Here is a 10443-nt window from a genome sequence, read left to right as displayed (position 1 = left end):
ATATATAGCTTATAAAAAGATATTATATTTAAAAATGTCGAAATTATTAAATAAAAAAATATTTTTTACAATATTTTATATATCCAACATATATATTATCAATACATAATATAACTGTATTATTTAAACTCTCATATATATTGTAATATAACTATATTTACTGTTAGTATAACTAGATTTGTAAAAAAACAGAAAAATATAAAACAAAAAAACATAGAAGAACATAAATTTTGAAAAGCGAATTAGACAATATATATAACTCTACTAATAATAAACAATTTAAAACTAATTTATAATAAACTTGTAATTATAGATTAATAAATGTTTTTATACTATTAGGTCAATATTTTCTAAATCATAAAAAAATGAAAATAGCCATGTAACTAAATACTCACAGAGTTCTTCTGCTTTTTAAAAGTTACATAGCTATTTTCATTACTAGCAATTATAGACTGCCTTTTTAAAACCAACCAATCTTTATCTAATAAAAAATTTAATAGTATTATATACAAAAGGCGCTACTAATATAACACTATCGAATCTATCTAATATACCCCCATGACCAGGTATTATCTTTCCATAATCCTTTATCCCTACATATCTCTTTATTGAAGATGCAAATAAATCTCCTAATTGAGCTATTATACTTCCTATGCTTCCTATTATAGCCAATTGAAGCAAATCAATACCAAATAAATACCCAAATAAAATACAACAAAGTGTACTTCCTATTATTCCTCCAATAGCTCCTTCTACAGTCTTTTTAGGACTCACTTTAGGAATTAACTTATGTTTGCCAAGTAAATAGCCACTAAAATATGCAAATATATCTGTCATAAAAGATATTACAAATATAAGCCATACATAGATATTTCCTCTTTCAAAGCTATTTATAGTTATAACTATAAAATCTAAAAATACTCCTATATAAAAAACTCCTAAAAATGTAATCGAAACATCTATAACATTGCTTTTGCCCATCAACATATAAATTATACTTGCTAAAAATAAAATGAAAAGCACTGCATAAGTATATTCCAATGGTAAGTTAAAAATATTTTTTACAGCTAAATAAATAGAAAATATATACCCTATAATAAATATTGGATGTATATCTTTTATTTTAAATGCTTTATAAAATTCATGTAATGCAATATAAACTATTGCCATCTCAGCTATATAAAGAGGAATCCCTCCATATACAACAAATAGAAATAATGGAACCAGAGCTAGTGAAGCAATAATTCTTGTAAGCATAAAATAATCTCCTTACTTAAGTCCTCCAAATCTTCTATCTCTTTTTTGATATAAATATATAGCCTTTTGTAATTCTTCTTTATTGAAATCAGGCCAATGTATATCAGTAAAGTAAAACTCAGAATAAGCAACTTCCCAAAGTAAAAAGTTACTCAATCTTTGTTCTCCACTTGTTCTTATGACCAAGTCTGGATCTGGTATAGACTTTGTGCTTAAATAGTTTTTTATAATATCTTCATCAATATTGTTTATATCTATTTTACCACTTTCACAATTTTTTACTATATCTATAAGAGCATTTTTTATATCTGCTCTACTTCCATAGTTCAATGCTAAATTTAAGTTAACTCCTGTATTGTCTTTTGTCATTTCCTTAGCTGAATTTAATTCTCTTATACAAGTTTTTGGTAAAGCACTTATTTCTCCTATAGCTGTTACTTTTACATTGTTTTGATGCAGTTCAGCTATTTCATTTCTTAAGTATGTAGATAATAAGTTCATAAGTGTATCAACTTCAAGTTTTGGTCTTTTCCAATTTTCTGTTGAAAATGCATATAGTGTCAAGTGCTTAACACCTAAATTTGAACATTCTTTAACTATATCTCTTATAGTTTCTACTCCAGCCTTATGTCCTGCAGTTCTTGGAAGAAATCTGGACTTTGCCCATCTTCCATTCCCATCCATTATAATAGCGATATGAGTAGGTATGTTATTTAAGTCTATGTCATACATGATGTTGTTATTCATATTTTGCCTCCAATATTGTTCTGACTCCTTAATTTAAGGAGTCAGAAAAGTATGTGATTATTAGTTCTACACTATCACCTATCTCAGATATTTTTATAACTCTAGGAACTACAAGTTTATCTTTATCCTTTTTACCTTCAATAGATTTTATGGTATAGGCTATATCTCGTTCATCAAAATATTGTTTTACCTCATCTATATGAAGACCTAAAAGGTTATAATATTTTTTCAATATTATACCTCCATTATATCCTTTTCTTTTTTAGCTAATAATGTATCTATTTCTTTTATAAATTTATCAGTCATTTTTTGAACTTCATCTTGTGCTTTCTTTAATTCATCTTCTGTTATTTCTCCGCCTTTTTCCATTTTCTTAATTCTTTCATTGGCGTCTCTTCTCTCATTTCTTATTCTAACTTTAAATTCTTCTGAAGCTTTACTAGCCTTTTTAGCTAATTCTTTTCTTCTTTCTTCTGTTAAAGCAGGTACAGAAAGTCTTATAACTTCACCATCATTTGATGGATTTAATCCTAAATCTGAGTTAGCTATAGCTTTTTCTATTTCATGCATAGCAGATTTATCCCAAGGAGATATCATTAGTATTCTTGGTTCTGGTACAGATACAGCACCAATTTGATTTATTGGAGTTGGAGTTCCATAATAATCAACTCTTATTTTGTCTAACATTTGTGCATTAGCTCTTCCTGCTCTTATAGTTCCAAATTCGAACTTCAAAGCTTCAATTGTTCCATTCATCTTCTCTTCTAACTGCTTATGTATTTCTAGTTTCATAATTTTACTCCTCCTTCATTCTTCATTATTTTACAGTAGTTCCTATATTTTCGCCTTTTACTGCTCTTATTATATTCTCTGTTGTAAGCTCAAATACCTTTATTGGAATTTTATTATCCATACATAAAGATGTAGCTGTAGAGTCCATAACTTTTAACTCTTTTTGTATAACTTCCATATAACTTAATTGTGTAAATTTCTTAGCATCTGCATGTACTTTTGGATCCTTGTCATATACTGCATCAACATTTTTAGCTAACAAGATAACTTCTGCTTCCATTTCAGCAGCACGTAAAGCAGCAGTTGTATCTGTTGTAAAGTAAGGGTTTCCAGTTCCTGCACCAAATATAACAACTCTTTCTTTTTCTAAATGTCTAACTGCTCTTCTTCTTATATATGGTTCTGCAATTTGTCTCATATCTATAGCAGTTTGAACTCTTGTAGCAACGTCTATATTTTCTAGTGCATCTTGTAATGCCATTGCATTCATAACTGTAGCTAACATACCTATATAGTCAGCAGTAGTTCTATCCATTCCTTCGCTAGTTCTACCTCTCCAGAAGTTTCCGCCACCTACAACTACAGCCACTTCAACACCTATTTCTTGTATTTTTTTAATAGCAATAGCAATATCATTAACTACATCATTATTTATACCAAAACCTCTTTCTCCTGCTAATGCTTCTCCACTTAATTTTAACAATACCCTTTTGTACATTGGTTTATCCATCAGAAACCTCCTATTTCAATCCTTCATATCCATTTTTTCTATTTTTTAAAAAAGAGAACACCTGCGTGTTCTCTCTTTGGTTATTACTTAAGTTGCTTAGCAACTTCTTCTGCAAAGTTTTCTTCTCTCTTTTGTATACCTTCACCAACTTCGAATCTCACAACTTTAACAACTTTTATATCAGAACCTACTGCTTTAGCAACATCAGCAACTAATTGTTTAACAGTTATATCTGGATTTTTAACGAAAGTTTGCTCTAATAAACAAACCTCTTTTAATTCTTTTTCTAATCTTCCTTTAACCATTTTTTCAACTATATTAGCTGGCTTTCCTTCATTTAATGCTTGTTGAGTTAATACTTCTGTTTCATGTGCTATGTATTCAGCATCTACTTCATCTCTTGAAACGTATTTAGGATTCATAGCAGCAACTTGCATAGCTACATCTTTACCTAATTCTAAAACTTTAGCATCTCTAGCTTCTGTTTCCATTTCAACAAGAACACCTATTTTTCCACCACCGTGGATATATCCAGCAACTTGTCCATTAGTTACAACTTTAGCAAATCTTCTAAAGTCTAATTTTTCACCTATTTTTGCAACTCTATTATTTAAAACTTCTTGTAAAGTTATTCCTTCTTTATGAGTTTCACCTAATAAAGAAGCGACATCTTCTTTATCAGTAGCTAATGCCATACAAGCAGCATCTTTAACGAACACTTTGAAGTCTTCATTTTTAGCAACGAAATCTGTTTCTGAGTTAACTTCTACCATAGAAGCAACTGTATTATCATCGTTCATTTCTATTGCAACTAGACCTTCAGCAGCAACTCTACCAGCTTTTTTAGCAGCTTTTGATAATCCTTTTTCTCTTAATAAATCTACTGCTTTTTCCATATTTCCTTCAGCTTCTTGTAAAGCTTTCTTGCAGTCCATCATTCCTGCGCCTGTACTTTCTCTTAACTCTTTTACCATTTGAGCAGTTATATTAGCCATTTTTTAAGTTTCCTCCTACTTATTCTATTCCATATTATAAATGGTAAGGGTGACCCTTACCATTTAATTGTCAAATTATTATTCTTGGTCTTCAGCTACTTCTTCTTCAGCACCTTGTCTACCTTCAATTACAGCTGTTGCCATAGCACCAGTTATTAATTTTACGGCTCTTATTGCATCATCATTTCCTGGTATAGCAAAGTCTAATTGTTCTGGGTCACAGTTTGTATCAACTATACCAACTACTGGTATACCTAATCTGTGAGCTTCTTGAATAGCTATGTTTTCTTTTCTTGGGTCAACTACGAACATTGCACCTGGTAATTCAGGCATGTCTTTTATTCCACCTAAGTACTTTTCTAGTTTTTCTTTTTCAGCTCTTAATTTTATAACTTCTTTTTTAGGAAGAACGTTAAATACGCCTTCTTCTTCCATTTTTTCTAATTCTCTTAATTTATTTATTCTAGTTTTTATAGTTTTGTGGTTTGTTAACATTCCACCTAACCATCTTTCATTAACAAAGTACATTCCGCATCTTTCAGCTTCATCTTTTATCGCATCTTGAGCTTGTTTTTTAGTTCCTACGAATAAGATTGGCTTTCCTGTTTCAGCTACTTCTTTAGTGAACTTGTAAGCTTCTTCAACTTTTTTAACTGTTTTTTGTAAATCGATTATATATATTCCATTTCTTTCTGTGAATATATACTTAGCCATCTTAGGGTTCCATCTTCTTGTTTGGTGACCGAAGTGAACACCTGCTTCTAATAATTGTTTCATTGATATTACTGACATATTTACCTCCTGGTTTTATACCTCCAGCTTGATCTTCTCCCTAAAAAACCATGTAATAGGCACCTTTTAAGGATCCCAATGCTGTGTGTGATTTATTTTATTTTTTCACCTCTAGTAGTATATCATAGAGGTGAAAAAATAACAATATTTTTTCCATATTTTCTATTTTTATATTTTTTTGTATATTTTATACCATTTTTTTGAATTTAATTTGCAAATTTCATTTTTAATTTTGTTTTTAATGGTATATTATCAACACTATTATCACTGACTATATCTACACTTCCAAGTAAATCACCTGAACTAGTGTAATATTTTATAGTACCCATAGTATCACCTTTTTTAACAGGATACTCCATATTTTTAATTTTTACTTCAGATTTTAAATTTTCATCATTTTTTAATATTGTATAAAGTTCATTTTTGGCTTTTAAAGTAACCTCTAGTTCTTTCATTCCTTTTATATATTTCTTACCAATAAAGCTATCTTTATCAATTACTTTTTTCATATTAAAATTCTCTTTTCCATATTTTAACATGGCTAAAGAAGAAGATATTCTTTTATCTTTATGATTAGCACCTAATACAACTCCTATTACTCTACGTTTTTTCTCATTTTTATCATTCTTATTAACAATCATAGAAAATGATAGGCAATAACCAGCATTGCCAGTGTACCCTGTTTTTATACCATCAACTTCAGGTATAATTCTCAATAATGCATTTGTATTGCTTTTTTCAAAACTTCTATCTGAGTTTGTATAGGTTTCCATATCAGTTACAGCTGTTACTTGTTTTTCATAATGGTCAAACATGTACTTCCCAAGAATAGATATATCTCTCGCAGTAGATATATTTTCTTTTGCTGGTTTTTTTGGATTACTTAAATCATATATTGGAAGACCATTTGGATTTAAAAAATGTGTATTAGTCATTCCTATTTCTTTTGCTTTTTTGTTCATCCTATCTACAAATGCTTCTTTAGACTTGCAAATATGTTTTGCTATGGCAATTGCTGCATCATTTCCTGATACAATCATAAGACCTCTCATAAGCTCTATAAGTGGTACTTCTTCACCAACTTTTAGTTTATAGCTTGAACCTTTAACTGAGGCAATGGACTTGTCTATCTTTATTATGTCAGTTTCTTTTACTTCTTTATTTTCAATAGCCTCTATTGCAAGTAAAAAAGTCATCATCTTACTTAAACTTGCTAAAGGTACCTTCATATCAGGTTCTTTGCCATATAAAACTCTACCTGTTTCTTGGTCTATAAGTATAGATGTTTTTGAGTATTTGTCTACGGATTTTTCATCAGCATATGAATAATTTGGTATTATGAATGCTAGAATCAAAGTTAATGTTAAAATTTTTCTTATTCCGTTTTTCAATTTTTTCACCTTCTTGGATTATTAAGTATATTTATATTTAAATTTTCCCTCTTTAGTCCAATTTATATCTAGTAATTAATACCTATCCATATTTACACAGATATTATCTTATCATTCTCTTAATAATCACAGATGCCCAAATTGCTCCTATTGTAACTCCTAAAAACACTTCTATACCTGCTAAAGCTTTACCAGCCAAACTTGTAGCAACCATATCTCCATATCCTACTGTACTAAATGTAGCCATACTAAAATACCATAAATCTATATATGTTTTAAAAATTTCACTTGCTGAATAATTGCCTAAGGTATTTATATTTAAAGTTATAAGTGTACTGTTTGAACTTTCTATACCTACAAATAGATATAATAGGGCGAAACTACTTATTATAGCTATAATCACAAATAATATATTCCATGGTTTTTCTCCATAGCCTGTAGTATAGTGTGCTATTTGGTCAAAAAATTTTTCAACTAAATAACTGCTGAGAGTTGGATAATCAGAGCGTTTTATCATTTTGCTACTATAAATTCTTTCCTTATAATAGTAAGGACCTATCATCTCATAATCTCCAATTTTTGTAGCTTGGTTTCTCGCTATTCTATAATTTATTTTTCCATGCTTGCACTCACTTTTTTCATACTCCACATTTTTAAGTATAAATTTTGTACACATGCTAAAAATTATTCCATCCATTCTTGGAAAATTTTCTACCTTATTAACTACTAAATCAGGTCCTTTAAATTTTACTTTTTCAAATATCTTATCATTTATATATACCTTATTAAACTTTGTTTTATTAAAATCACAATTTTCTAAAAACACACAAGCGTTAAAAGATACCTGCCCTCTAAAATCTGTATAATTAAAAATAACATTTTTTTTAAAAAGATATTTTCTAAAATTTGCTTCTTGTTTAAATATTGTTTCAGAAAAATTTAATAATTTATAGTCATAAGTTAATATTTCTTCTGCATTAAATTCATTTTCAAATATAAATCCATTAAATTCATTTATTTCTTCCTTATATATATTGTCCATCATTAGTTTTATATCTTCACTAGACTTATTTTCTTTATGAAAAATACAATATCCAGAAGAATCTGCTTCTCTATGACATTTTTTTCTTTCATCTATTTTAGATATCCATTTACAATTCATAAATATCCTCCAGTACAAAAAAATTATCACTATTTTGTATTAGTTTGGATATTATTTTATTTTATATACTTAAATATATACAAAATATATATTTAATTGTTTATTTTAAAATTTTCAAGTCATTTCTCATTAGATGAATAGTAAAATTTATCTATACTCAGTATCTTTGCTTGTCATCTTCATAAAGTAATACAATTACAAAGCTACTTATCTTTTCTAAGTAGTTTTGTAACCATATTTAATGCTACTAAGTCATCCATAAATCCTATTGGAAATACAAAGTCTGGAATAACATCCGTTGATATAACAAAGTAAAGTAACATACTTCCAATCAATAAATATTGTTTTATTTCTAATTTTCCTGTACAAAATTCAGCATACATGTCTCTAAGTCTATCTGTAAATTGTCCTTGTTTTTCTATGGAATCTATTTTTTTACTAAAAGTATCAAAAAGTAATTTTTTCCCTTCATCTGTTTGAACATATAATTCACATTTACTTAACTCTTTCTCAATATTTCCGTTGAAATTTTTATCATTAATTAAATTTGCAAATCCAAGTACATCATCAAAGTTACTAAAATCGCTATCTATATTAAAAATTTGTTTATTATTACTGTTTTTAAATTCATATCCTGATGCTTTTAATAACTCTTCTAAGTTTACATTTAAGTGTATTGCAATCTTTTCTAGGTGATTTATATTTGGTTTTTGTTTATTATTTGCTATGCGAGATATAGTAGATTTATCAATTCCGCTTTTTTTACTCAACTCTCCCATTGATATTGATTTTTCTTTTAATAATGCCTTCAATAAATTACCAAAACTCTCAACCTCACTATGTTGCTCCATTATTTTCACCTGCTTTATTATGTTTGGTTTTATATTATATAATATGAATTTTTTGTTTTTTAGGTGTTGCAAAATGTTGAAATTCTATCAACACTCTATTGGTTTATCTGTAACAATTTATCTCTTTTTACAATACTATAACTATATAAGTATAAAATTTAAGAGAAAGGATGTTAATCTACTGTGATTGAATCAATTTTATTAGTAACTTCTCTTTGTATAGATGCCTTTGTAACAAGTTTTGGATATGGCGTAAATAAAGTTAAAGTTCCTTTATATTCAAATATGATTATTAGTGTGGTTTCTTCAGCAATTTTGGCAATATCACTTTTTGCAGGTACAATAGCCAGAGACTTCTTACCTCAAAATATAACAATGTTAATATGTTTTTTAATTTTATTTTTATTAGGAAGTGCTCGATTAGTTGAGAGTTTCTTTAAATCTTATTTTAAGAAAAAATCCATACATTCAAAAGATTATAATTTTAATATGCTAGACCTTAAATTAAATTTTAATGTTAGTATTGAGCCTGATACTTTAGATACAAGTAAATCTAAAATTCTTAAATCCGCTGAAGCATTTACACTTGCCCTTGCTTTAAGCCTAGATGGATTAGCTATTGGATTTGGTAGTGGTCTTGTAGGGGTAAATTATATACAAGTTATCTTGTTTTCTCTAATTTCAAATGTAATAGCAGTATCATTTGGTTGTTTACTAGGAAATATATTTGTTAAAAATATAAATCTAAATTTGTCCTGGTTAAGTGGTTTAATTTTACTGATTATTGGGTTTATGAAAATATGTTAACAAAAAGGCTATCTTAAAATTTTATTTTAGATAGCCTTTTTATATATATTTTAAAAGATAAAAACTTCTATTTAAATTTAACTATTATATTGAATAAAAATTGACAATCAAATATCTTTACTAAACTACAAACTTTTCTTACTACATATTAGGCTTAATATATCCAAGCTGAACTCCCTTTGTGACAGCTTCTAATGAAGAAGATACATTTAGTTTATCAAAAATATTTTGGATATGATTAGACACTGTTCGCTCACTTAAATATAATTGACTTGCTATGTCTTTTCTCTTAACACCATTATATAAAAATTGCAATATTAACTTTTCTCTATCCGTTAACTCTTCAATGTATTTTATCTCATCTGGAAAATAATTATATCCATTTTGAATCTGATTTAATATTTCAATAAACCTATCTGGCTCAATATTTTTATTTATAAAGCCTTTTGCACCCATTTTTTGAGCTTCATATTTATATACAGGTAAATCATAACCTGTTAACATGACTATATTTACTTTAGGTATTATTTTTATAATGTCTTTTGCTAGAGTCAATCCATCATTATCAATCTTTCCTAAGTTAATATCAATAAGAATTATATTTGGTTTTTCATTTTTAATTATTGAAATTACCTGGGAAATATCTTTAATATAAATAAATTTTTCTATTTCAGTGTAATCTTCTAAAGCAATTTCTAAGCTTTTTGCAAATAACACATGGTCATCTATTAATAAAATATTTATAATAGTTCTCTCCTTCCATAGGAATTTTTACACTAATACCCAATCCAGAAACTGTCTTATCAATATTAAGAATACCATTTAACCTATGTAATTGTTCTTGAATAGACGACAGCCCATTATTTTGATTTCTTATTAAATCATATTCATTTTCCACGCCCACTCCATTATCTAATAC

The 10443-nt window shown here is 27.8% G+C and carries 13 protein-coding genes; 1 reads left to right on the top strand and 12 read right to left on the bottom strand.

All coding sequences use genetic code 11. The features are described 5' to 3' along the window. Positions 1-477 precede the first annotated feature (477 nt). The 10 genes from KGF50_RS17775 to KGF50_RS17730 form a co-directional block, all read right to left on the bottom strand. Positions 478-1257 (bottom strand): phosphatidate cytidylyltransferase, encoded by a 780-nt coding sequence (locus KGF50_RS17775; RefSeq protein ID WP_227434788.1) that lies wholly within the window; start codon positions 1255-1257, stop codon positions 478-480. A gap of 12 nt (positions 1258-1269) precedes the next feature. Next, positions 1270-2004 carry an isoprenyl transferase gene (locus KGF50_RS17770; RefSeq protein ID WP_227434789.1) on the bottom strand — a complete coding sequence of 245 codons (735 nt, stop codon included), beginning with the start codon at positions 2002-2004 and terminating at the stop codon, positions 1270-1272. A gap of 28 nt (positions 2005-2032) precedes the next feature. Beyond that, positions 2033-2236, bottom strand: a complete 204-nt coding sequence (locus KGF50_RS17765; protein ID WP_227849297.1) for a hypothetical protein — start codon at positions 2234-2236, stop codon at positions 2033-2035. Between the two features lie 2 nt (positions 2237-2238). Next, the gene (gene frr / locus KGF50_RS17760) at positions 2239-2796 is read right to left on the bottom strand and encodes a ribosome recycling factor (RefSeq protein WP_227849296.1); all 558 of its coding nucleotides are present in this window, start codon (positions 2794-2796) and stop codon (positions 2239-2241) included. A 25-nt stretch (positions 2797-2821) separates the two neighbouring features. Further along, positions 2822-3526 (bottom strand): UMP kinase, encoded by a 705-nt coding sequence (gene pyrH / locus KGF50_RS17755; protein ID WP_227849295.1) that lies wholly within the window; start codon positions 3524-3526, stop codon positions 2822-2824. A gap of 83 nt (positions 3527-3609) precedes the next feature. Next, on the bottom strand, positions 3610-4521 hold the full coding sequence (gene tsf / locus KGF50_RS17750) for a translation elongation factor Ts (RefSeq protein ID WP_227849294.1): 912 nt from the start codon (positions 4519-4521) through the stop codon (positions 3610-3612). Positions 4522-4599: 78 nt separating this feature from the next. After that, positions 4600-5313, bottom strand: a complete 714-nt coding sequence (gene rpsB, locus KGF50_RS17745) for a 30S ribosomal protein S2 (protein WP_003424537.1) — start codon at positions 5311-5313, stop codon at positions 4600-4602. A gap of 206 nt (positions 5314-5519) precedes the next feature. Beyond that, positions 5520-6713, bottom strand: coding sequence for a D-alanyl-D-alanine carboxypeptidase family protein (locus KGF50_RS17740; RefSeq protein ID WP_413926836.1), 1194 nt, complete (start codon positions 6711-6713; stop codon positions 5520-5522). A gap of 94 nt (positions 6714-6807) precedes the next feature. Continuing rightward, positions 6808-7866 (bottom strand): potassium channel family protein, encoded by a 1059-nt coding sequence (locus KGF50_RS17735; protein ID WP_227849292.1) that lies wholly within the window; start codon positions 7864-7866, stop codon positions 6808-6810. A 203-nt stretch (positions 7867-8069) separates the two neighbouring features. After that, positions 8070-8717 carry a helix-turn-helix domain-containing protein gene (locus KGF50_RS17730; RefSeq protein ID WP_227849291.1) on the bottom strand — a complete coding sequence of 216 codons (648 nt, stop codon included), beginning with the start codon at positions 8715-8717 and terminating at the stop codon, positions 8070-8072. Between the two features lie 183 nt (positions 8718-8900). Here KGF50_RS17730 and KGF50_RS17725 point away from each other — a divergent pair, with 183 nt between their 5' ends. Further along, positions 8901-9524 (top strand): manganese efflux pump, encoded by a 624-nt coding sequence (locus KGF50_RS17725; protein WP_227849290.1) that lies wholly within the window; start codon positions 8901-8903, stop codon positions 9522-9524. 141 nt (positions 9525-9665) lie between these two features. On the opposite strand, the gene KGF50_RS17720 is transcribed toward KGF50_RS17725, so the two are convergent. Both KGF50_RS17720 and KGF50_RS17715 read right to left on the bottom strand, forming a co-directional pair. Then, entirely contained in the window at positions 9666-10241 is a 576-nt protein-coding gene (locus tag KGF50_RS17720) for a LuxR C-terminal-related transcriptional regulator (RefSeq protein ID WP_413926835.1), read from the bottom strand. Between the two features lie 4 nt (positions 10242-10245). After that, positions 10246-10443, bottom strand: a 198-nt coding sequence (locus tag KGF50_RS17715; RefSeq protein WP_413926834.1) for a hypothetical protein, incomplete at its 5' end; no start/stop codon positions are given.

The organism is Clostridioides sp. ZZV15-6598, assembly GCF_020657705.1.
Classification (GTDB): domain Bacteria; phylum Bacillota; class Clostridia; order Peptostreptococcales; family Peptostreptococcaceae; genus Clostridioides; species Clostridioides difficile_F.
The sequence above is the reverse complement of the archived record's forward strand: the minus strand, read 5'-3'. Positions and strand labels throughout refer to the sequence as shown.

Bases quoted from the DNA above. Each gene is read 5' to 3' on its own strand.
- KGF50_RS17730 (WP_227849291.1), bottom strand. From the start codon at position 8,717: ATGGAGCAACATAGTGAGGTTGAGAGTTTTGGTAATTTATTGAAGGCA.
- rpsB (WP_003424537.1), bottom strand. From the start codon at position 5,313: ATGTCAGTAATATCAATGAAACAATTATTAGAAGCAGGTGTTCACTTC.
- tsf (WP_227849294.1), bottom strand. From the start codon at position 4,521: ATGGCTAATATAACTGCTCAAATGGTAAAAGAGTTAAGAGAAAGTACA.
- pyrH (WP_227849295.1), bottom strand. From the start codon at position 3,526: ATGGATAAACCAATGTACAAAAGGGTATTGTTAAAATTAAGTGGAGAA.
- KGF50_RS17770 (WP_227434789.1), bottom strand. From the start codon at position 2,004: ATGAATAACAACATCATGTATGACATAGACTTAAATAACATACCTACT.
- KGF50_RS17775 (WP_227434788.1), bottom strand. From the start codon at position 1,257: ATGCTTACAAGAATTATTGCTTCACTAGCTCTGGTTCCATTATTTCTA.
- frr (WP_227849296.1), bottom strand. From the start codon at position 2,796: ATGAAACTAGAAATACATAAGCAGTTAGAAGAGAAGATGAATGGAACA.
- KGF50_RS17735 (WP_227849292.1), bottom strand. From the start codon at position 7,866: ATGAATTGTAAATGGATATCTAAAATAGATGAAAGAAAAAAATGTCAT.